The organism is Desulfosarcina variabilis str. Montpellier (genome assembly GCF_048565275.1).
GTDB classification, from domain to species: domain Bacteria; phylum Desulfobacterota; class Desulfobacteria; order Desulfobacterales; family Desulfosarcinaceae; genus Desulfosarcina; species Desulfosarcina variabilis.
This window is the reverse complement of sequence record NZ_CP159846.1, coordinates 7,315,447-7,337,583: the sequence shown is the minus strand read 5'-3', so window position 1 is coordinate 7,337,583 and position 22,137 is coordinate 7,315,447. Positions and strand designations below refer to the sequence as shown.

The window sequence follows — 22,137 nt, the reverse complement described above, 5'->3', positions numbered from 1 at the left end:
TTCATTTTAATAACCTTTTATTCCAGGGTGGGAAAATGGATAGGCTTGGCCCCTATGGGGTTTCCAAAAAAGTCATTACCTATGAAATTATCGGCTTTGCACTTATCATCCTGTTTATCTGGTTTGATGAATGGATAGACATCTCCCACCTGCTTTTTGACGAAATGCCGACACCGTTCAACTGGAAAGAGGCATCGTTTGAGAGCCTCTTGGTTGCTGCCCTGGGGGCGATGATCATCAATTATACCCGAAAGATATTTCAGCACATGAAACATCTCGAAGGTATTTTGCCGGTGTGTTCGTCCTGCAAAAAGATCAGGGATGAAAACGGAAATTGGCAGGCGCTCGAATCCTACATCCATGACAAGTCGGCGGCCCGGTTCAGCCATGGCATCTGTCCGGAATGCAAAAAAAGACTCTATCCTGAATTTTTCTCCGACAAAGAATAGAAGCGTTTTAGGATCGGAGATGAAATTCATTGCCGACACGCGTGGGTATTGACTGCCCAAAGCTCATGGCTATCAACGAATGGTGATTCACAATTGCCTCGATAGCGATTCCGACACCGATTGCGATGATGCCGCCTGAACCGCATTCATTTTCTCTGTATGTTGACAATGCCGGTCAGCTATTGTAATGAGTTGAAGAACTTAGTAATTATCTGCAACATCGCCAATATCAAAGTTGATGAATGTGAATGATATGCCTAACAGGTTGATGCCGATGTTCCTTTTGAGGCAGTACCGATGATCAAATCTATCAAGATGATCACTGGGATCATCGATCGGTCCAACGAGCTGGTGGGGCGTGTGGTTTCCTGGGTGTCGCTGCTTCTGGTTCTGGTTGTTTTTGTCGATGTGGTGATGCGCTATGCGTTCAAGATCAGTTTCGTTTTCACCCAGGAATTGGAATGGCATCTGTTCGCTTTCATTTTTCTCATCGGTGCCGGCTACACCCTGCTTCACGACGGGCATGTGCGCGTGGATATCATCTATCAACGTCTTGGCACCAAAGGCAAGGCGTGGATCAATCTCATCGGCGTCATTTTCTTTCTCATTCCCGGTTGCCTCCTGGTCATCAGCACGTCATGGAAATTCGTCGGTAATTCCTTTTCAATCATGGAGGGATCACCGGATCCCGGCGGTATTCCCTATCGCTTCATCGTCAAGGGAACCATGACCGTCGGCTATATCCTTCTGCTGCTTCAGGGAATCTCCATGGGCCTGCACGCCCTGTTGCAGGTCCTGGGGCTTGAAACAGCAGACGAGGAGAACGCCTGATGGAGCTTCTGCCCGCCTGGATGTTCCTGGCACTGACCATTCTGCTCATGGCGGGTTTCCCGGTCACGTTCACCTTGATGGGGACCGCCCTGTGCTTTGGTTTGATCGGTTTCGGCTGGTCCTTTTTCAACTTGTTGCCCCTGCGCATCTGGGGGGTGATGACCAATGTGACGCTCATTGCCGTGCCCCTGTTTGTTTTCATGGGGGTGATGCTCGAGCGCTCGGGGCTGGCCGAAGAACTGCTCGATACCATGGGGCTGCTTTTCGGCCGCATGCGCGGTGGGCTGGCCATTTCGGTTGTCGTGGTGGGCGCTCTTTTAGGCGCATCCACGGGGATTGTCGGCGCCACGGTGGTGACCATGGGCCTTCTGGCCGTTCCCACCATGCTGCGACGCGGCTACCAGAAGGAACTGGCCACGGGCACGGTGTCGGCGTCGGGTACCCTGGGGCAGATCATTCCGCCCAGCATCGTGTTGGTATTGATCGGTGATATTGTCGGGGTTTCCGTTGGTGATCTGTTCATTGGCGCTGTTTTCCCGGGGCTGCTGCTGGTCGGCCTGTTTATCCTCTACATTGCGGTCATCTCCTTTCTGCGCCCCAAATGGGCGCCGGCCATTCCCAAGGCCGAGCTGGACGCCATTTCTCCCGCTCAATTACTGTCCCGTGTAGGCAAGGCGCTGTTTCCGCCTTTGTTTCTCATGGTCGCCGTGCTGGGTTCCATATTTGCCGGCATTGCCTCACCCACCGAGGCGGCTGCCGTGGGCGCTGTGGGCGCCACGTTTTTGACTTTGGTCAACCGTAAATTTTCCATGCAGATTCTGCATGACGTGATGCAGACCACGGTACGTCTGACCTGCATGGTGTTTATCATCCTGTGCGGTGCGGCCGCTTTCGGGCTGGTTTTCAGAGGGCTGGGCGGGGACGGCCTGGTGCGTGAGTTCTTAGGGTCCCTGGCACACAAATACAGCCATAACATGGTGCTGGCCATTGTCATGGGGCTGATTTTCGTGATCGGCTTCTTTCTCGATTTTATCGAAATCACATTTATTCACGTGCCGGTGCTGGCGCCGATCATGATCGAATTCGGGTTTGATCCCGTCTGGTTCTGTATCCTGATCGCGGTCAACCTGCAAACTTCGTTTATGACTCCCCCATTCGGGTTTTCCCTGTTTTACCTGAAGGCGGTGACGCCGCCGGAAATAACCACCGGGCACATCTATCGCGGCATCATTCCTTTTGTCGTCGTTCAGATTATCGGACTGGCCATCGTGGTCCTGTTCCCCCAATTGGCTACGTGGCTGCCGAGAGTGGTCTTCGGTCCCTAATCACTTGCAACAACGCCCTTTTGTGCGCGCGTCACCATTGGTCAGCCATTCTTTCGAATCAGTACGTTAAAATCGTTTAACCGTTTTTTTAGTGGTGGTCCTTCAATACTAACGCTTTCGAGGAGGAGATGATGAAAAGAAGAGACTTTCTAAAGAAAGCAGGCTTGGGAGCAGCCGCAGCAGCCGTGACTACAGCCGGGGTGATGGGTTGTGGGGAAAAGAAAGAAGAAAAAAAGGTGGAAGCGCCGGCGGTTGTCACAAAGAAGACCTACAACTGGCGGATGGTCACCACCTGGCCCCCCAAACTGCCGGTCCTGCAGGATGGCTGCGAGCGACTGGCCAAGCGCATTGAAGAACTCTCCGATGGTCGTATCAAAATTCAGGTATTTGCTGCCGGTGAACTGGTTCCGGCCCTGGAAAGCTTCCAGTCGGTTTCCGACGGTACCGTGGAAGTGGGCAGTGGCGCCGCCTATTACTGGGCGGGCAAAGAACCAGCCACGCAGTGGTTCGCCGCGGTGCCCTTTGGCATGAACGGGCAGGGCATGAGCGCTTGGTTTCACGGGGGGGACGGATTGAAACTGTGGGAAGAAACCTATGCGCCGTTTAACCTGGTTCCCCGTCCCGGTGGCTCCACCGGTGTGCAGATGGGCGGCTGGTTCAACAAAAAAATCAACACGATCGATGACTACAAGGGCCTTAAAATGAGAATCCCGGGCCTGGGCGGCAAGGTTGTGGCCAAGGCCGGCGGGACCGTGGTGCTGTTGCCCGGTGGTGAGATTTTTACTTCACTCGAGCGTGGTGTGATCGACGCCACCGAGTGGGTCGGACCGTTGCATGACCTGCGTATGGGCTTCTACCAGGCGGCCAAGTACTATTATTACCCCGGCTGGCATGAACCAGGAACCTATCTGGAGTATTTTTTCAATAAAAAGGTGTATGACGAGCTGCCCAAGGACCTTCAGCATATTATCGATGCAGCCTGTGTGGAAACCGAGCACTGGGTGCTGTCCCAGTTCGAAGCGCGCAACGGCCAGGCCCTGCAGACGTTGATCAACGAGAAAAAGGTCGAGCTGATCCAGTTCCCGGATGAGGTGCTGGGTGAACTGAGAAAACTGGCCGACGAGGTGCTGGCCGAGGAAGCGGCCAAGACGCCCATGGCCACCAAGGTCAATGATGCTTTCAAGGCCTTCCAGAAGATTGTCGGTACCTGGGGCAGCATCTCAGAGACGGCCTACTATAATATTATTCAGCCCAAGTTCTCCCTGAAGGGGTAATTGAAAACCCTGTCTAAAACCCGCTAACGGCGTTGGAAAACGTCTCAAAATGCTCACATATTACATATATGCTCCGCTTTTGAGCCGTTTTCCGCCTTGTTATCGGGCTTGATCCAGGCTTTTCAGCCAAGTGGTGTTTAGGTGTTTGAAGGGCTGTGATAAAACCTCCCTTTTCATGGGGGCGTAACGATGTATTCGATCATCGGTTCCGGTAAATCTGCTGGAGCCGATGATTCTTTTGGAAGGAACCGCCGATGAGCGACTTTGCCGTGGGCCAGCGCTGGGCCAGCGAAATGGAACCCGAACTGGGAATCGGTATCATTGATGCCGTGGAAGGAAGAACGGTTCACCTGCGCTATCCGGACAGCGGCATGGTCCGTCTGTATGCGGCCCAGAGCGCTCCTCTGCGGCGTGTGGTTTTTCATCCCGGCGATCGGGTGCAGGACGATGCCGGCAACGTTCTGACCATCACCACTGTTGAGATGGAAGGCGATCTGATGGTCTATTGCAGCGGTGACACGCGGCTGCGTGAGGATCGATTGGCCGGCCTGTTGACCCTTGATACGCCCAAGGATCGGATTCTGGCCGGGCAACGGGATGCATCCTCGCTTTTTGATTTGCGGCGCCGTATCTTGGGTTACCGTCATCGCATGACCGGTGACTTGGTAGAGGGGTTTGTGGGCGGGCGCGTGGACCTGATTGCGCACCAATTCGCCATTGCCCATGAGGTGAGCGATCGAACCCATCCGCGGGTGCTGCTGGCCGACGAAACCGGACTCGGAAAAACCATTGAAGCCGGTCTGATCATCCATCGCTTGATCATGACCGGGCGGATCAGCCGAATTCTGATCATTGTTCCCGATGCCCTGGTGGTACAATGGTATGTGGAATTGGCCCGGCGATTCAATTTGCGATTCAGATTCTTTGATGACACGTGGTTGGCCAGCCTTGACACCGCAGCCGGGCACAATCCTTTTGAGCAGGAACCCTTGGGACTTTGCTCGGTGTCTTTTATTACCCAGGCGAAGCCTGCCCTGAACAAGCATTTGCTGGAGGGGCAATATGATCTGCTGGTGGTGGACGAAGCGCATCATATGCAGCCGGACGGGCGATTATTCGCCCTGGTGGAAGCGTTGTCGCAGGTCATTTGGCGAGTGATCCTGATTACCGCCACGCCCGGGCACCTGTCTTCTCACGGACACTACGCCCGCCTTAAGCTGCTCGACCCGCAGCGGTACCCCGATTACGATCGATTCAAGGCTGAGAACCAATCCTTTGAACAGATTGCCCGGTTGGTCGAGGCCCTGGTCAAAGATCCGGCCATGGATAGTGCCACCCTTGGTCAACTGGCCGACAGCGCCGGGATTACCGACCGGGATATTCGTCAAGTCCCCACCGATTTGGCCGGCCGGCAGCAGTTGATCAAAAGAATTATCGATCGCTATGGAACGGGCCGGGTGATGTTTAAAACCACCCGGCAAATGGTCAGCGGTTTTCCGGGCCGGCAGGCACGAATGCTGCCGCTTGATATAAAAGCTGACGGGCGTGGCATCCGGGATCGCATCGACCGGGAGGTTTTGGCGGACTGCGCCTTGGAAGCGGCTTCATCCGAGATCGATTTTGCCGATGATCCCCGTGTGGCCTGGTTGGAAGGCTATCTGCAGGCGCATCGGAACGAGAAAATTCTGTTGATCTGCCACAGTGCCGAGAAGGTCAAGGCGCTTCATGCCCAGTTGGAAAGGCGCATCAGCGTCAAGACCGGCCGGTATCATGACGGCATGACCCTTGTTCAACGGGATCGCAATGCAGCCTGGTTCGCACAGCCGGACGGTGCCGTATTGCTGCTTTGCTCGGAGATCGGCAGCGAAGGACGCAACTTTCAGTTTGCGCGGCACCTGGTGCTATTCGATTTACCGCCTGACCCGGAACTCTTGGAACAGCGCATCGGGCGTTTGGATCGGATCGGCCAGAAAGGCGTGGTCAAGGTCATGGTGCCGTTTGTCAGAGGAACCGCCGGCGAAATCCTGGCCCGCTGGTATCATGAGGCCTTAAGCGCCTTGGAACAAAACGTTCCTGCTGCGGGCTGGGTGATGCGTCGCCTTTGGCGCCCGCTGTGTGACCTGATTCGCGACCCGCGCGGGGCGCCCACCGATGTCCGGCTTGACCGTCTGATTCGTTGTGGTCGCTTTGCGATTGCCCGCCAGCAGCGCTTTCTTGAATCGGGAAGGGACCGGCTGCTGGAGCTCGGCATCTTGGCCGCCCCGATCGTGGATCGGCTGATCGAAGGCATTCAACACGTGGATGCCGATCCTGTTTTCCCGGAGCTGGTCGAGCAGTTGCTGGACGCATGGGGGATTGTCATGGATCCAATCGATCGAGGCGTGTACCACCTGGTGCCGGATCATCGGTATGCCGACGCATTGCCCGGGTTCAGGCCTTCCGGCCTGACCATTACAACGGACCGCCAGCTGGCCCTGACCCGTGAGGATCTGGATTTTCTGACTGCGGATCATCCGCTGGTGACTGGCGCCATGGACCATTTTCTGGGCACCGGAAAAGGTAACGCTGCTTTTGCCTGCCTGCCGAGCGCCTCCCAGAAGACGATTTTGCTGGAAATGCTGTTTGTCATCGAGGCGGCGGCACCGGCCAATACCGCACCGCGTACATTCTTGCCGCCTACGCTGCTTCGTGTGGTGGTTGACCATGAACTTGGCGAGCAGCCCAAATGGCTGTCAGAGGCGGATGCCGGCGCGTTAGCGGATGGACCGGATACCCTTTGGACCAAGATCCTGCCCCTTGTTTCACCCGTGATTCCACAAATGGTGGAAAAGGGGCGGCGGCTGGCACAGAAAAGATCCAAGCCGATCATTGCCACAGCACGCCAAGCCGCCCGGCAAACACTGGGGGAAACGGTCAGCCGGCTTGAGGCGCTGGGCCGGGCGAATCCGGCGATTGCGGATCAGGACATCGTCGATGCGAAACGCACCCGCGATGCAGTGCTGGCGGCCGTCGATAAGGCCCGCGTTCGACTGGATGCGCTGCGGCTGGTGGTCACAGGCGAAATTGGATGATGGGGGCGCAGAACAATCATTTTAAATCGATTTCATCCTTCATTTGACATTTGGGCGTTGGCATTCATGCCCAATCATGGTAAGGGACTCTTTTTTTAAACATAAGCTGATATCAACGGTAGCGCAAAAAAAGCAGTATGAATCTCTTCGCCAAGAATGACAAACGTCAATTTCCCCGTCGCCCGGCCTTTATTATCGCCGATTACACTGTCCGTGAAGGAACATTTCGGGACATTATCAAGAATATCGGCGCCAGGGGTGTGTTTATCAGCACGTGGCGAAAAATTGCCCAGGGACAACCCATTGAGCTGCGGTTTCCGGTTTTCGAATTTGATGACCCGCTGACGATCAGGGGCACCGTGGTACTCAGCAACGTGAAGGGCTTTTCCGTGGTCTTTGATCATCCCATCGACGGGTTGATTTGCAAAGAAGGAGAGTTTCCTGAAATCGTTCATGAGAGTGAGCGTTGATGGACTAAACGCAATCGGTCGGTAGGACGATCAATAGTAAATCGTTGCTTTGGCTTTTTGTACTTTGACCCGTTTCATGCCCTTAGGCAATGTATACCAGTCCCCCACACGCCCCACGTCGGTGTCGTAGAGCGCGCCAGCCGAGCTGATCACAAAATCCAGCACCTGCGGCTGGACGGAATACCCGTCAAGGAAAAGATCCGTCAGGTTCAGCCGGGCCGCATTGTCCCGGGTTTGCACAATCCCCTTGAAATCAAAATTCAGGTCCTTGCCCAGCAGTCCGCCCAGGTTCAATTGATCTGCCTTGATGCGGACTTTTCCCTGGATTTGATTGTTACCCAAAAGGTTGACGGTCAGGTTGTTGACAATCGGATTTTCCTCCCGTGCCAGACGATAGGCGATATAGGCATTGACCTCTTTTTCTGACACTTCGGCAATCGATTCTTTGTTGGTGTCGGGCTGCTTGGGTTTTCGTTCGATGGTTTTAAGGATGTGTTGAACCTTCAGTGCATCCTTGGTGGTCTGGTCAATTCCGCCCAAAAGGACCATGGCGGCAAACAGGATGAAAATCCAAAAAAATTTATTGGGTGTGTTTTTCATTCAGGCACCGAAATGTGGATGTGGAGAGTTGATTTTTATATTTGGAGTTTAGCAGATCTTGTAGCCTGTGACAAATTTAACTCGCCAAAGGATCAGGGTAATCGCAAGTAACATTGGCATAAAGCCTGATTATTTTAGATAATGTCGGTTTTATCGCCCCTCACCCCGACCCTCTCCCCTCGCGGGGCGAGGGAGTGGTGTCTGCTGGTACTGTGTCCGGGATCAAGCCATCGGGTACCCAAAACATTGGTCAAGGCCGGTCAAACGAAACCAGCAATTGTAATTATGCCATGTCGAACGTTCCGATTACGAGCACCGCTTCGCTGAGCACGAGCACGACCGACAGGCATTGGCGTTTTTTCGTGCTCGTACGTGTAATCGATCACGCTCTGGTGACTTCGACCAGCTCGGGTATTCTGGTCAACTCCGGCCAGCTGCTGTTATGTGATTTCCGGCGGTCGGAATAACCTATAAGAACCTGCTTTCATATAGCTATTCGAGCGCACGCAATTACATCGGGGGAACAGGGCCTGCTGGATGTTTGTAAAATATGGTAGCGGTGCGTTTTACGCTCTGCGTGGGTACGGATAATATGAGTTAAATTCGACTGTCATTTTTAGAATAAACTCCCCGTGCATTCCACGATTGGGCGAATCTTTTACATTGAGGCTATATCGCATGCAGTTCACGCATAAGCTCTGCCAGGCTGATGGCTTCTATACCTTTTGCCAGCTTGTATCGATCTTGTCCGGAATACACCACATAACATCGGTCTGGCTTTACATCTTCTCTGGCAAGATGAAATCCCTTTTCCAGACGAGGAGCCAATCCGCGCTTAAACTCCACGGCCCAGAGTCGGTTGTTTGGCATTTCAAGCAGGAGGTCTATTTCCGCTCCTGCTGATGTACGATAAAAGCCGGCGTGCGTTTCTTCCGGAGCGACAGTCATAAGGTTTTCAATGGCAAAGCCCTCCCAGCTAGTACCGATTACCGGGTGGCCAAACAGGGTCTCAATGTTGTTGATCCCCAACAACGCATGGACCAAACCAGAATCCCTGACATAGACTTTTGGCGATTTGACAAGTCGTTTCCCCACATTGCGATGCACAGGCGGCAGACGACGTACCAGGAGCAAGTCAACCAGCAAATCCAGATATCCGGACACTGTTTTTCCGGTTACGCCCAGACCACGGGCAAGCTGCGATGCGTTGAGCAGCCCGCCCTGGGAATGAGCCAGCATCGTCCAGAAGCGCCTCAGCGTTTCAGCCGGAATTCTCGGTCCGAACTGGGGAATATCCCGTTCCAGATACGTCCGGATGAAGTTTTTTCGCCAGATCATGCTTTTGGCATCACTTGCCGCCAGAAAGCTGTCCGGAAAACCTCCCCGTAACCAGAGTGCATCAATAGTTTCCGGTAATGCTTCGATTAGATTGAATGGTGGCAGTTCAAGATATGCGATGCGACCGGCCAGGGACTCACCCGATTGCCTGAGAAGATCCATTGACGCAGATCCCAATAAAAGAAAACGTTTCGCGGTGAATCCATGTCGTCGGCCTTTATCAATCAAACTTCGTAATGCCTGAAACAGATTGGGGAGGCGGTGGACTTCATCCAGAATCACAAGTTTGTCTTCCAGGCCTTCAAGAAAAAGTTCCGGGTCTGCGAGTTTTGCCTTATCTGCCTCGGATTCAAGATCAAGATACACACAGTCACCTCTGGTGCTTATTTCCAGGGCGAGGGTAGTCTTTCCAACCTGACGTGGCCCCAATAAAGCTACGGATGGAAATAAATCTAATAAAGATAGGAGATTATCTTTGGACGTGCGTTTTATCATCCTTGCATTTTAGGAGTTGAGATCCTAAAATGCAAGGACTATTTGGCGGTGAAGGTCATCGCTTTGGTGCATTGGCTGATGGATAATAGGGGAGTGGTGCGTTCCCAACAAAGCTTGGGAACCCGGTTACAGCCGATTGCGACCACGAGGATTCACGATTGTCCTACGCGGCCGGGTTAGGGGAAAAAGGGTTGTATTCCAGATTTTTCATGGTAACTATTGCTTGGCGAAAAATAGCCCCTTTGCCGAAAAGGGTTATTTGTATCATGAATCGTTATCGTTGATAGAATTCGATGTGGGAAAGTAAAAGCAATATGGCCGACAGCCGCAACCCGATAAGTCAGTTTAGAAAAACGCTTAAAACCCTGATGCACAGCGATACGATCGCCTTGCGCCGTGAATTGGACCGTTTGCTGCGATCTAAAAAACGGATGGATGAGGCGGCTTTTGCCGGGCGCTTGGCGGGCCTGGAATCGCGTCTTCAGGTGGCAGCCCAGCGAAAGCGCCGGCGACTCCAGCGGGTGCCCCGGTTTGAGGACCTTTTGCATCTGCCCATTTCCGAAGCCAAGAACGATATCATCGAGAGCCTGAAAAACCACCCGGTAACGATCATATCCGGTGAGACCGGTTCGGGGAAAACCACCCAGATTCCTAAATTCTGCCTGGCTGCCGGCCGGGGGATCGACGGCAAAATTGCCTGCACCCAACCTCGGCGGATTGCCGCCACCACCGTGGCGGCCCGCATTGCCGAAGAACTGGGAGAGGAACTGGGCCGCTCAGTGGGCTACAAGATCCGGTTCCAGGACACCGCTGATCCGGATGCCTATATAAAGGTAGTCACCGACGGGATTCTGCTGGCCGAAACCCAAGGCGATCCCTGGCTCAACGAATACGACACCATCATCGTGGACGAGGCCCACGAGCGCAGCCTGAACATCGATTTTGTGCTGGGGATTTTAAAACGCCTGGTCGAGCGGCGCCACAACCTCAAGCTGGTCATTACCTCGGCCACCATCGATACGGAGAAATTTTCCAAGGCCTTTGACTATGCACCGGTGATCGAGGTTTCCGGCCGGCTCTATCCAGTGGAAACCCGTTATTTTGTACCCGATACCGATGACCGGGAAGAGCCGGAAGAACGCACCTCGGTCGATTTGGCGGCCCAGGCCATCGACCAGTTGTCCGGTCGGCATGCCCGGGGCGATGTGCTGGTCTTTATGCCCACCGAGCAGGATATTCGTGAAACCTGCGAGACCCTGGAGGGACGCAGCTATCCGCGGACCGTGATTCTACCCCTGTTTGCCCGGCTCAGCCAGGCCGAGCAGAAACGGGTTTTTGCCTCGACCGGATGGCGTAAAATCATTGTGGCTACCAATGTGGCCGAAACCTCGATTACCATTCCGGGCATCAAATACGTCGTTGATACGGGGCTGGCGCGGATCTCCCAGTATGTGCCGCGCTCGCGCACCACATCATTGCCGGTGGTGCCCATCTCGCGCAGCAGCGCCGACCAGCGCAAGGGGCGCTGCGGACGGGTGCAAAACGGAATCTGCATCCGCCTGTTCAGCGAAGAGGATTACCAGAGCCGCCCCTTGTTTACCCAGCCGGAGATTCTGCGCGCCAACCTGGCCGATGTCATCCTGCGCATGATCTCTCTCAAGCTGGGGGATATCGACACGTTTCCTTTTATCGATCGGCCGGCAGAGAAGAGTATCCGGGACGGTTTCAATCTATTGGAGGAACTGGGGGCTATCTGGCGCCCCAATGCCCGCAAGGCCTTTGGGCTGACCGACAACGGCCGCATCATGGCGCGCATGCCCATTGACCCGCGCCTGTCGCGGATGCTTATCGAGGCGCAAAAAGAGAATTGCCTTGCCCAGGTAACGGTTATCGCCGCGGCCTTGAGTATTCAGGATGTGCGCGAACGGCCGCTGGACAAGGAGAACCTGGCTGATCAGGCTCACCGGCCGTTTGTGGATCCCTTGTCCGATTTTATCACCATCCTCAATCTCTGGACGGCCATTCACCATGGGCCCCAAGCCCCCCGCAGCATGAACGCACTCAAAAAATTCTGTCGTCAGCATTTTCTCAGTTTCCGGCGCATCCGTGAATGGCGTGATATTCACAACCAGATCACGGCCGTGCTCAAGGAGCAGGGCATGCAAACCGAAGGGATCGGCGTGAGGAACGCCGGGCCTGTGCCCGATGCCGGGCGGGCTGACGATGGGGGCTTCCATCCATTGTATGCAGCGATTCACCGTGCAATCTTAAGTGGGTTTTTGTCCAATATCGCCTTGAAAAAAGAGAAGGTTTTTTTTCGGGCCGCCAAGGAGCGGGAGGTGATGATTTTTCCTGGCTCCGGGCTATTCAAAAATCCCGGGGACTGGATCGTGGCCGCTGAAATGGTGGAAACCTCACGGCTTTTTGCGCGCAAGGTGGCGACCATTGACGTGGGGTGGCTGGAGCCGCTGGGCGGCGATTTGTGCCGGCGCAGCTGGTCGGACCCCCACTGGGCACGCAGCCGGGGCGAAGTGGTGGCAAGGGAGCAGGTGAGTCTTTTTGGCCTGCCCATTGTCGAGGATCGCCAGGTGGCATTCGGTCGCATCGATCCGGCCAAGGCCAACGAGATTTTCATCCGCAGCGCCTTGATCGAGATGGATGTCCGCGAGCCCCTGGGGTTCATGCGCCACAACGCCGAGCTGGTGGCCGATGTGCGCAACATGGAAGATCGTATCCGGCGGCGCGATATTCTCGTTGACGATGCGGTGCTGGTCGCCTTTTACCAGGAGCGCTTGCCCGGCGTGTGCGATATGCGTACCCTGAAGTACCGCATTCGCAAAAAAGGCGGGGACGGGTTCCTGCGATTGAATAAGGATCTGTTGACCCGCTATCTGCCTGAAGCGGATGAACTGGAGCAGTTTCCCCAACAACTGGACCTGGGCCATCGGGTGCTGGAGTGTGACTATGCCTTTGAACCCGGTGAAGAATCCGACGGGGTGACCCTGACCGTTCCGCTGGAGACCACCGGCGATGTGCCCCGTGAGCAACTGGACTGGCTGGTGCCGGGACTTTTGGCCGAGAAGATCACCGCCCTGATCAAGGGGCTGCCCAAGGCCCATCGGGTCCAACTGGTGCCAGTGGCCGATACGGTGGACCTGCTGGTACGGGAGATGCCCCGCGGCCGGGAGAGTCTGCCCACGGCCCTGAGCCGCTTTCTTTTCTCGCGCCTGAAGGTGGATATCCCGGCATCGGCCTGGCCCGTGGATGCGTTGCCGGATCATTTAAAGATGCGCCTTTCCATCACCGATACCAAAGGGCGGGTTGTGGCCAGTGGGAGAGATGAATCCTTGCTGGACCAGCAGGCCGCGCAGCCGCGGCTGCCCAAGGGCATGCAGGCGCTCAAGCGCAAATGGGAGCGGCAGGGGATAACGGACTGGGATTTTGGTGATCTGCCCGATGTGCTGACCGTGGATGATTCGCGGGGCACGCCGTGGCGTCTGTATCCGCGTTTGACCGTCATAAACGAGAGCATCGGTATCCGGCTGTTAACAGATTCGAAAACCGCCCACACCGCTCACCTGGAGGGGGTAGCGGCACTTCTCAGCCGCCGTTTTGCCGAGGATCTTAAGTACCTTAAGAAAAGTCTCAAGCTACCGGCCCTTTTAAAGCGCCAGGTTTACTACTTTGGCGGCATGACGGCCATTGAGGCCCAGATGGTCCAGTGCGTCACCCAAACGCTGTTTGCCGTCAATCTGCTCACCCAACAGGCCTTTGACGACCATGTGGCCAAGCTCATTGGGATGCGTATTCACCAGAGCGGCGAGGCGCTGCGTACTGCGGTGATCGCAGTGATCGAGGCCCACCACGAGGCCCGCTGCCGAATTCTGGAAGTAGAAAAACGGCGCATCACTGCGCCATTGGTGGTGCAATTCCTGCAAACCCTGGGTGATGAGTTGACGCGTCTGGTGCCGGAGAACTTTGTCTTCCTCTACGACCGCCAGCGTCTTGGGCACCTGGTGCGATATCTGAAAGCCATTTCCATCCGGGTGCAGCGCGGCCTGACCGACCTGGAAAAAGACCGCTTGCGGCAGGGGCAGGTGGCACCGTTTCTGGAAAGTCTCAACCAGATGTTAACGTCCATGGATGCTGCGACATCAAACGAAAAACGAAGCGCCGTGGAAGCCTTTTTCTGGATGATCGAAGAGTACAAGGTGTCTCTTTTTGCCCAGGAAGTGGGGACCGACGGACCGGTTTCGCCCAAGCGGCTCAACAAGCTGATCGGTGAGATCGAACGCATGCGGTGACTATTTTCTGGATGGGCACTACCTATGGACGTTCGGATCTTATATTGGTTACATGCCCACCGGTCATGGTGACAAAGTAGTAATACCCTTTTACGGGTCCATAGACCCACTCTTCGATGACCAGTTCACGATTCCCGGCCTGGTCAATGGTATATCCCACCTGGACTTTGGAAACCGGTTCACCGCATTTTTTGACGACAATGAAGCTGCTGTCGTTGATTTGGATAAAATCGTTTCCGCAACGCATGGTCTGAGCCAACGATGTTGCCGTCCATGCCCCGAAAAAAAAGCCAATGATCAGCACCATGCTCATGCCCTTCATCGATTGCCTCCCTTCTTTAAAATATTAATATATCATCTGACGTACATAGATCACAAAAAAAATGTGACCCAGCTTACAGATTGAATGCGCCGAATCAGGTTACAGGTATTTCAAAAGGAGGTGCGAGATGAAACGTTTTAAAAAAGCAACATTGGTGCCCTTGAGGACCCTGGCCTACCGCTGGAACCGCCTCGGTGTGTATTACTGGACGGAGGCCAGACTGTATGATCTTCGTGCGGTGAATGTTATGCCGGTCACGTACTATCGTTGGTTGTTTCGATTCAGTATGTGGCTGGTGGAGTTCAGACCATTCAAGCCGCTGGCAAATCGGGTGATTCATAGTATTCCGTTTCATATCCGGTTTAGCATGGCATGATGCGATGGTGCCTGTCATGCAAGGACGCCCATGGCTTATTACAATAAAAGTTGTAACTGCAACATGCTTTGTAATTTTTAAAATTTTGATGTTGTTTCGGATTATTACCAAAGACTCGGGAGAAAAAATCTACAATTATAGTTGTATACTGCATGAGTATTCACCCATCCATCCCGACCCACCCGCTTCCGGTTTCATTTTTATTTTTTCTTTCAACGAACCCTTGAAAAATTTAATTTTCTTTAGAATACAAAAGCTTAAATTTTATATTGGATGGCCCTTGAGTGCCTTTTAGGGATGAAAAAATAGTTTTAATAAATCTTGGCACTTTTTTTGCTAAGTTTTGTTGTTAAATAATGAATCATATTTATTAAACAATTCCAAGCCAGTTTAACAAAAAAATAATAAAAATGAAGCTAGTTCATTAAATGTAGTAAATATAAAAGCCACACCAGATGGCGGATCAGTCGCTAAAGCCAACTGTATTTATTTTCCCAGTTCGCCAACTCATTCAACCACAGCAAAGGGAGGTCGTATGTCGGCACAGCCAGTATCAAAAGTTCCCATGAAGGGATGGATCACCACGTTTGCCGGAACCACCATCAACTTATGTCTTGGTATTTTATATGCTTGGAGTATCTGGAAAAAGGCCTTGGTTGATGTTGACAGAGCCGGTGAAACGATGACCGGTTTGAATGCCGGCTGGACGTATCTCACCAACGCCCAGGCCGCCACTCCCTTTGCCATTTGTGTGATCCTTTTTGCCGTGCTCATGATCCCCGGCGGCAGGATCCAGGATAAATTCGGCCCCAAGGTGGGTGCTACCGCCGGCGGCCTCTTCCTGGCGGCCGGATGTATTCTCGCCGGGTTGATGAAAAGCCAGACCGGCCTGATCATAGGATTCGGTATCCTTGGCGGGATCGGCATGGGGCTCGGTTACGCGGCGCCCACACCGGCGGCCCTGAAATGGTTCGGACCCCACAAACGCGGATTAATCGCCGGCACGGTTGTCGCGGGCTACGGGGGTGCTGCCATTTACATCGGTGGGCTCGGTCAGTACTTCATGGACAATTATGGAATCACCGGCAGTTTTGTTGGGTTGGGTATGCTTTTTGCCGTGGTGACCATTCTTTGCGGCCAGCTTCTGTTTACACCTCCTGAAGGGTATGTGCCGCCTGTACCGGCAAATCTCAAGGTCAACCAGGTCCAGGACAGCACCAAACATGATTGGACGCCCAAGGAGATTTTCAAATCCTGGCAGTTCTATGCCCTGGTCATCATGTTCACCATTTCCACCCAATCCGGTCTATTAATCATCGCCAATGCCGCCGGTCTGTTGAAGAAAGCCGCGGCCGATGTGCCTTTCCTGGCCGCCAATGCCTGGATTCTGGTATCCTTCGGCGGGCTGATCAATGCCTCGGGCCGGGTGGGAACCGGTTTTTACTCCGACAAGATCGGCCGGGTCAACGCTTACTGCCTGAACTGCGCCATATCCGCAGGCTGCATGTTCATCCTGCCCTATGTGATCGCCGAACAAAATATCGTTCTGCTTTTCATGGTCGTTGGCGTTGCCTACTGGCAGTACGGCGGCGGACTGTCCCTGATGCCGTCCTTCACCGCTGACTTTTACGGATCCAAATACCTCGGATTCAACTACGGACTGGTCTTTTTAGGATGGGGCATGGGATTTTTCATGACCAGCCTGGGCGGTACCATCGAAGACCTCACCGGTAGTCTGCGCTGGGCATTTTACATGTCGGCCGGTCTGTTGATGGTGGGTGTTGTGCTTGCCTATCTGACCAATCGGCCCAAGCACGCCGAGGAAAAAGCCGCGGCCGTGCAACCCCAGATGGTGGCCGAGAAAGTTACCGACTAATAGATTGTTCTATCCGCGTTAACGCTTAAAACAAACAAACAAAAACGCCGGGGAATGCCCCGGCGTTTTTATTTTTAATGGGTGGAACAATGTTTGCTTTATATTTGTCGATTACTTCCCTGGCGAATCGCTGCGGGTTAATAATTACCTAAAATTAAATAAAATAATATCACCTGCATGAGGGGGATTGGCCCCACCCTGAATGGACCGAATGGCTGCAATGGACTGCTTCTCCTCCCCATGTGGCGGATATCGATGGGGACGGTCAAAACGAAGTCATCGGCATCCCCAATGTGGAGTTCGGCGTTCCCTATGTTACCCAGGCCTATGCGATCATGGTCCTGGATGGCGCCTATGATGACGGCAGCCGGTCGGCCATGCGCAAGTCCGGATGGGAAACGCTGCCCCGCGGCGGAACCCCCATTGCCGTGGACGGCTGGTATCCGCCGGGTGGCGTCCCGGCAGCCGCCATCATCGACATCCAGGGCGAGATCGAAAAGGAGATCGTCGTGTCGCTCAACGACGGAACCATGGCTGCCTATTCCGCTGATGCACAATTGATCTGGCGTTTCAACTATACCAGCGCAAAGGCCATTATGTACACCTCGGAGCCGGTGGTGGCCGATCTGAACCAGGACGGTTCACCGGAAATCGTCTTTTCCACTTACGGTTCCCCCGATGTCACGGATTCCGGCCATTTGATCATCCTGGCCGCCGACGGAACCCTGCTTCATGACGTTGCCCTTCCTGATCCGGGAGAAAACGGCAATGGCAATGGCGCGCCTGCGGCCCCAACCATTGCCGATTTAGACGGCGACGGCCAATTGGAAATCCTGGTGCAGACCTTTGATCACGGGTTGGACATCTTCACCGTTCCCGGTTCTGCCTGTGATTGCCTGTTGTGGCCGACCGCCCGTGGCGGGCCCCTGCGTATGGGCCAGCCCAGCGGAACATAGCGCTTTGGTGATGTCCACTGAATAGAAAAAAATTCCAAATGCAGTTACCCTGCAAAATACAGGTGGTGACATGGACAAGATCTGATAGTTGTGATAGCTACTCCCTTTTTGAGATATATCCGTTTACAAAAAAGTGTTGCCACATCCGAGAGGCGGATACGGCGGTTGTTTTGCGCATTGAGGGACCTGCACCGCGCTTTGGCCAACCGGCTTAAAAAATATTATGGTGTCGAAGCCATTGTCGAAAGCGACCATGATGCATACACTTACCCATGAAGACAAGACCCATCTGAAAGAAAAAACGGAAAGGGAGACTGCCCGATCATGACCGCAGATGCCGACAGTACGATCCGAGCGGCATACCAGGCCCTCTTCGACGAGGCGAGGGCCCGGCAGGACGCTTTTGTCCAGAGCCCGCTGCCCAAGATTCATATCGGCATGGCCACCTGCGGTATCGCCTCCGGTGCCCTGGAAACCCAGGCGGCATTCGAGACGGCCCTGGCCGAGCGGGGCGTTGACGCCCATATCCACACCGTGGGGTGCATGGGCCACTGCTACGCCGAACCGGTGGTGGTCATCGACCATTCTGACTCGGCTTTCCCGCCGATTCTCTATCCCAAGGTAAACCCGGGCAAGGCCAGAATGCTGGTCAACCTTTTTCTGGAACAGGGCGATCCGTGTTTCGAGCACATCATGGGCGCGACCGTGGAAAACGAGATGATTCCATCGGTGACCGAACGTGCCCGTTTTAACCGCGAGAAACGGGTGATCATGAACCGCTGTGGGCGGATCGATCCCGAACAGATTCACGAGTATATTGCTGATGGCGGATACCGCGGCGTGGTCGACGCGCTGTGCCAGTCGCCTGAGGCACTGATCGATTTGATCGAGGCTGCGGGCTTGCGGGGGCGCGGCGGGGCCGGGTTTCCCACGGGCCGGAAATGGCGTTTCGCCCGGGCGGCTTCGGGGACGGACAAACTGATCGTCTGCAATGCCGATGAAGGCGATCCCGGTGCTTACATGGACCGCACCCTGCTGGAGAGCAACCCCCATCAGGTGATCGAGGGCATGCTCATCGCAGCCATTGCCGTGGGGGCCACGCGGGGACTCTTTTACGTGCGTGCGGAATACCCCCTGGCGATCGATATCCTCACCCAGGCCGTCGAGCAGGCCCGTCAGAATGGGGTGTTGGGGAAGAATATTCTGGGCAGCGGCATCGATTTCGACATCGACCTGTTCCAGGGGGCCGGCGCCTTTGTGTGCGGAGAAGAGACCGCCCTGATCCGCAGTGTGGAGGGCTATCGCGGCACGCCCCGGCATCGCCCGCCCTTTCCGGTGGAGCGGGGGCTCAGCGGCCGGCCCACGGTGATCAACAACGTCAAGACCCTGGCTACCGTGCCACCCATCGTGGAAAATGGGGTCGAGTGGTTCCGCAGTATCGGTACCGCCGACAGCCCGGGCACGGCGGTCTTTTCCGTTGTGGGTAACGTCACCTACCCGGGACTGGTGGAGGTTCCCATGGGGGTGACCCTGCGGGAACTGATTTTTGATATCTGCGGTGGCATTCCTAACCAGAAAAAGTTCAAGACGGTGCAGATCGGCGGGCCTTCGGGGGGCTTTTTGCCGGCCGATTTCCTGGATACAACGGTTGATTTCGATGCACTGACCCGCGCCGGCGCCATGATGGGATCAGGCGGCATGGTGGTGATGGACGAGAATGTCTGCATGGTGGATGTCTCGCGCTATTTTCTCGAATTCACCCAGAAGGAGTCCTGTGGTAAGTGCACTTTTTGCCGAATCGGCACCCGCCACCTGCTGGATATTATGCAGCGGCTCATCCGCGGCGAAGGCCGCGAGGGGGACATTGAGCAGCTGGAGACCCTCAGCCGGGCGATCAAAATGGGATCACTGTGCAGCCTGGGCAAGACCGCACCCAATCCCGTGCTCACGTCCCTGGCTTATTTTCGTGATGAGTACGAGGCCCACATCAACGAGAGTCGCTGTCCGGCATGCGTCTGCCGTCTGTTGACCGCATTTCAGATTGATCAGGAAAAGTGTGCCCTCGGCTGTGATACCTGCTTCGGCCGCTGTCCGACGGATGCGGTCTTTACCACCAGCAACCGCAAGAAAGCCATCGACCAGTCCATGTGCGTCAGATGCGGCGAGTGCGTGGCGGCCTGCCCGCCGGTCTACAGCGCCGTGATCAGGTATTCGCCGCCTAACCAGGTGCCGGTGATCGAGCGGCCGCCGGAATGGTGACCCTGAGCGTGGATGGTCATTCCTTTTCTTCTTCTGACGCCGCTTCCTTGGGATCCGCCTCATGCAGCATTTTAAAAACCAGGCCGTAAAAACTGTCCTCAGGGCCCATGTATTTCCACCCGACCTGAGTATAGCAGTTCTCGCACAGCTGAATGTCCCAAGCATACCCGCGGAACCAGGAATACCCGTGTGACACCCGGTTCATACCGACGCAGCCCGGTGCGTTACGATAACATCCCAGTTGGACCAGATAGCCCAGATTGGTGAATCCATACACATGCCGGCCACGAACATCGATTTTCTCGGCCACTTTGGTGATCGGATGACCGCAGGCCGCACAAACCAGATCTTTCTGGCGAATTTTTTCGTCCGCTTCGTTCTCAAAAAGGGCAAAGTCCCACTTTAAGTAGGTCAGGTGCTCGGTCTGATCGTCAGCAAGAAAATCCGGTGAAATTCCTTTTTCTCTATCAGCATTCATTTTTACCTCATTTTCCGATTTTTCGGTTTCCCGAATAGGCCAGGGCAGCGGCAATAAAACTTCGGAACAGGGGATGCGGCGTCATGGGCCGGGATTTGAACTCCGGATGAAACTGACATCCCAGAAACCATGGATGATCTTCGATTTCCACAATTTCCACCAATTCACCCGAGGGCGCCATGCCGGAGATCTTCAGCCCGGCCTCTTTGAGTTGGTCCATATAGGCATTGTTGAATTCATACCGGTGGCGGTGCCGCTCCGATATCGATTCCGTTTCGTAGGCTTTATAGGCAATGCTGTCTTTTTCCAGCCTGCATGGATAGGCGCCCAGGCGCATGGTGCCGCCTTTGTCCGAATGGATGTCACGGCGCTGGATTGTGCCCGATTTATCGTCAAACCACTCCTCCATCAGGTAGATTACCGGATGGGGTGTTTTGGTGTCGAATTCCGTACTGTTGGCGGCGTCCAGGCCGGCCATGTGACGGGCAAATTCAATCACGGCGATCTGCATGCCCAGGCAGATACCGAAATAGGGAATCTTTTTCTCGCGGGCATACTGGGCCGCACAGATTTTGCCTTCCACGCCCCGGGACCCGAAACCGCCGGGCACCAGCACCCCGTCGACTCCTTCCAGGCTATAGCTGCAGGTGTTGGCGTCGATGGTTTCCGAGTCCACGAATTTCAGGTTGACCTGGCAGTGGCTGGGAATGCCCCCGTGAATCAAGGCCTCGTTGAGGCTTTTGTAGGATTCGGTGAGATCCACGTACTTGCCGACGATGGCGATGGTGACCTCATAGACGGGCTCGCGCATCCGCTTGCACAACGTCTCCCAGTTTTCCAGACGGGGGGCCCGAGTCCAGATGTTGAGCAGCTCGACGATTTTGTTGTCCAGCCCCTCCTCGTGGAAACATGAGGGGACCTCGTAAATGCAGTCCACATCCTTGGCCGTGATCACCGCGTCGGCGCCCACGTTGCAAAACATGGCGATTTTGCCTTTGATCTCGGGGCTGAGCAGCCGGTCGGTGCGGCACAGCAGGATGTCCGGCTGAATACCGATGCTGCGCAGTTCCTTTACGCTGTGCTGGGTGGGCTTGGTTTTGACTTCGCCGGCCGTACCAATGTACGGCACTAATGTCAGGTGAATATAGATCACATTGTCTTTGCCGGCATCGCTTTTGAATTGACGGATGGCTTCCAGAAACGGCAGACTCTCGATGTCGCCGATGGTGCCGCCGATTTCGACAATCACCACATCCACGCCATTGGATGCCTTGCGGATGCTTTCTTTGATTTCGTCGGTGATGTGGGGAATGACTTGTACGGTGCCGCCCAGGTATTTTCCCTGGCGCTCTTTGGTGATGACACTATGGTAGATTTTACCGGTGGTGTAGTTGTTGTCCTTGCCCAGCTTGGCATTGGTAAATCGCTCGTAGTGACCCAGGTCCAGGTCGGTTTCGGTGCCGTCATCAGTGACGAATACCTCACCATGCTGGAATGGATTCATGGTCCCCGGATCTACATTGATGTAAGGGTCCAGCTTTTGAATGGTGACGGTCAGGCCACGACATTCGAGCAGGGCACCGATGGATGCCGATGCCAGCCCCTTGCCAAGTGATGAAAGAACGCCTCCGGTAACAAAAATATATTTGGTATCATACCCCATAGAAAAACCTCGGTTGTTGTTAACCCGGGTAAACCGGTAGTGAGAAGTTA

General features: G+C 54.7%; 16 protein-coding genes. 11 read left to right on the top strand and 5 right to left on the bottom strand.

Features of this window, described 5'->3' with window-relative positions:
- The first annotated feature begins 35 nt into the window (after nucleotides 1-35).
- From Dvar_RS33145 to Dvar_RS33120, 6 genes are all read left to right on the top strand, one after another.
- Nucleotides 36-449 (top strand): hypothetical protein, encoded by a 414-nt coding sequence (locus Dvar_RS33145; protein ID WP_419657407.1) that lies wholly within the window; start codon nucleotides 36-38, stop codon nucleotides 447-449.
- A 297-nt stretch (nucleotides 450-746) separates the two neighbouring features.
- Nucleotides 747-1,280, top strand: coding sequence for a TRAP transporter small permease subunit (locus tag Dvar_RS33140; protein ID WP_419657406.1), 534 nt, complete (start codon nucleotides 747-749; stop codon nucleotides 1,278-1,280).
- Nucleotides 1,280-2,605: a TRAP transporter large permease gene (locus tag Dvar_RS33135; RefSeq protein ID WP_419657405.1), complete on the top strand. Its 1,326-nt coding sequence runs from the start codon at nucleotides 1,280-1,282 to the stop codon at nucleotides 2,603-2,605. The genes Dvar_RS33140 and Dvar_RS33135 overlap by 1 nt, the downstream gene beginning before the upstream one ends.
- A gap of 128 nt (nucleotides 2,606-2,733) precedes the next feature.
- The gene (locus Dvar_RS33130; protein WP_419657404.1) at nucleotides 2,734-3,879 is read left to right on the top strand and encodes a TRAP transporter substrate-binding protein; all 1,146 of its coding nucleotides are present in this window, start codon (nucleotides 2,734-2,736) and stop codon (nucleotides 3,877-3,879) included.
- Nucleotides 3,880-4,133: 254 nt separating this feature from the next.
- Entirely contained in the window at nucleotides 4,134-6,950 is a 2,817-nt protein-coding gene (rapA, locus tag Dvar_RS33125) for an RNA polymerase-associated protein RapA (RefSeq protein WP_419657403.1), read from the top strand.
- Between the two features lie 137 nt (nucleotides 6,951-7,087).
- Nucleotides 7,088-7,420, top strand: coding sequence for a PilZ domain-containing protein (locus Dvar_RS33120; RefSeq protein WP_419657402.1), 333 nt, complete (start codon nucleotides 7,088-7,090; stop codon nucleotides 7,418-7,420).
- 30 nt (nucleotides 7,421-7,450) lie between these two features.
- Here Dvar_RS33120 and Dvar_RS33115 read toward each other — a convergent pair whose 3' ends face one another.
- Nucleotides 7,451-8,020, bottom strand: coding sequence for a hypothetical protein (locus Dvar_RS33115; RefSeq protein ID WP_419657401.1), 570 nt, complete (start codon nucleotides 8,018-8,020; stop codon nucleotides 7,451-7,453).
- Between the two features lie 669 nt (nucleotides 8,021-8,689).
- Nucleotides 8,690-9,853: an ATP-binding protein gene (locus Dvar_RS33110; RefSeq protein ID WP_419657400.1), complete on the bottom strand. Its 1,164-nt coding sequence runs from the start codon at nucleotides 9,851-9,853 to the stop codon at nucleotides 8,690-8,692.
- Between the two features lie 293 nt (nucleotides 9,854-10,146).
- On the opposite strand from Dvar_RS33110, the gene hrpA reads away from it, so the two are divergent.
- Nucleotides 10,147-14,157, top strand: coding sequence for an ATP-dependent RNA helicase HrpA (gene hrpA / locus Dvar_RS33105; RefSeq protein WP_419657399.1), 4,011 nt, complete (start codon nucleotides 10,147-10,149; stop codon nucleotides 14,155-14,157).
- 22 nt (nucleotides 14,158-14,179) lie between these two features.
- On the opposite strand, the gene Dvar_RS33100 is transcribed toward hrpA, so the two are convergent.
- Nucleotides 14,180-14,479, bottom strand: a complete 300-nt coding sequence (locus Dvar_RS33100) for a DUF2845 domain-containing protein (RefSeq protein WP_419657398.1) — start codon at nucleotides 14,477-14,479, stop codon at nucleotides 14,180-14,182.
- 127 nt (nucleotides 14,480-14,606) lie between these two features.
- Here Dvar_RS33100 and Dvar_RS33095 point away from each other — a divergent pair, with 127 nt between their 5' ends.
- The 4 genes from Dvar_RS33095 to Dvar_RS33080 all read left to right on the top strand — a co-directional run bounded on the left by Dvar_RS33095 (nucleotide 14,607) and on the right by Dvar_RS33080 (nucleotide 19,946).
- Nucleotides 14,607-14,855 (top strand): hypothetical protein, encoded by a 249-nt coding sequence (locus tag Dvar_RS33095; RefSeq protein ID WP_419657397.1) that lies wholly within the window; start codon nucleotides 14,607-14,609, stop codon nucleotides 14,853-14,855.
- Between the two features lie 535 nt (nucleotides 14,856-15,390).
- Nucleotides 15,391-16,731 carry an OFA family MFS transporter gene (locus Dvar_RS33090; protein WP_419657396.1) on the top strand — a complete coding sequence of 447 codons (1,341 nt, stop codon included), beginning with the start codon at nucleotides 15,391-15,393 and terminating at the stop codon, nucleotides 16,729-16,731.
- A 242-nt stretch (nucleotides 16,732-16,973) separates the two neighbouring features.
- Entirely contained in the window at nucleotides 16,974-17,687 is a 714-nt protein-coding gene (locus Dvar_RS33085) for an FG-GAP repeat domain-containing protein (protein ID WP_419657395.1), read from the top strand.
- A 324-nt stretch (nucleotides 17,688-18,011) separates the two neighbouring features.
- Nucleotides 18,012-19,946 (top strand): NADH-ubiquinone oxidoreductase-F iron-sulfur binding region domain-containing protein, encoded by a 1,935-nt coding sequence (locus tag Dvar_RS33080; protein ID WP_419657394.1) that lies wholly within the window; start codon nucleotides 18,012-18,014, stop codon nucleotides 19,944-19,946.
- Between the two features lie 16 nt (nucleotides 19,947-19,962).
- Here the strand turns inward: Dvar_RS33080 and Dvar_RS33075 are convergent, their stop codons facing one another.
- Nucleotides 19,963-20,424: a cereblon family protein gene (locus tag Dvar_RS33075; RefSeq protein ID WP_419657393.1), complete on the bottom strand. Its 462-nt coding sequence runs from the start codon at nucleotides 20,422-20,424 to the stop codon at nucleotides 19,963-19,965.
- Nucleotides 20,425-20,431: 7 nt separating this feature from the next.
- Entirely contained in the window at nucleotides 20,432-22,087 is a 1,656-nt protein-coding gene (locus Dvar_RS33070; protein WP_419657392.1) for a CTP synthase, read from the bottom strand.
- Between the last annotated feature and the right edge of the window lie 50 nt (nucleotides 22,088-22,137).

Bases quoted from the DNA above. Each gene is read 5' to 3' on its own strand.
- Dvar_RS33110 (WP_419657400.1), bottom strand. From the start codon at position 9,853: ATGATAAAACGCACGTCCAAAGATAATCTCCTATCTTTATTAGATTTA.
- Dvar_RS33130 (WP_419657404.1), top strand. From the start codon at position 2,734: ATGATGAAAAGAAGAGACTTTCTAAAGAAAGCAGGCTTGGGAGCAGCC.
- Dvar_RS33145 (WP_419657407.1), top strand. From the start codon at position 36: ATGGATAGGCTTGGCCCCTATGGGGTTTCCAAAAAAGTCATTACCTAT.
- Dvar_RS33080 (WP_419657394.1), top strand. From the start codon at position 18,012: ATGACCGCAGATGCCGACAGTACGATCCGAGCGGCATACCAGGCCCTC.
- Dvar_RS33075 (WP_419657393.1), bottom strand. From the start codon at position 20,424: ATGAATGCTGATAGAGAAAAAGGAATTTCACCGGATTTTCTTGCTGAC.
- rapA (WP_419657403.1), top strand. From the start codon at position 4,134: ATGAGCGACTTTGCCGTGGGCCAGCGCTGGGCCAGCGAAATGGAACCC.
- Dvar_RS33070 (WP_419657392.1), bottom strand. From the start codon at position 22,087: ATGGGGTATGATACCAAATATATTTTTGTTACCGGAGGCGTTCTTTCA.
- Dvar_RS33140 (WP_419657406.1), top strand. From the start codon at position 747: ATGATCAAATCTATCAAGATGATCACTGGGATCATCGATCGGTCCAAC.
- Dvar_RS33120 (WP_419657402.1), top strand. From the start codon at position 7,088: ATGAATCTCTTCGCCAAGAATGACAAACGTCAATTTCCCCGTCGCCCG.
- Dvar_RS33100 (WP_419657398.1), bottom strand. From the start codon at position 14,479: ATGAAGGGCATGAGCATGGTGCTGATCATTGGCTTTTTTTTCGGGGCA.
- Dvar_RS33135 (WP_419657405.1), top strand. From the start codon at position 1,280: ATGGAGCTTCTGCCCGCCTGGATGTTCCTGGCACTGACCATTCTGCTC.
- Dvar_RS33090 (WP_419657396.1), top strand. From the start codon at position 15,391: ATGTCGGCACAGCCAGTATCAAAAGTTCCCATGAAGGGATGGATCACC.
- hrpA (WP_419657399.1), top strand. From the start codon at position 10,147: ATGTGGGAAAGTAAAAGCAATATGGCCGACAGCCGCAACCCGATAAGT.
- Dvar_RS33095 (WP_419657397.1), top strand. From the start codon at position 14,607: ATGAAACGTTTTAAAAAAGCAACATTGGTGCCCTTGAGGACCCTGGCC.
- Dvar_RS33115 (WP_419657401.1), bottom strand. From the start codon at position 8,020: ATGAAAAACACACCCAATAAATTTTTTTGGATTTTCATCCTGTTTGCC.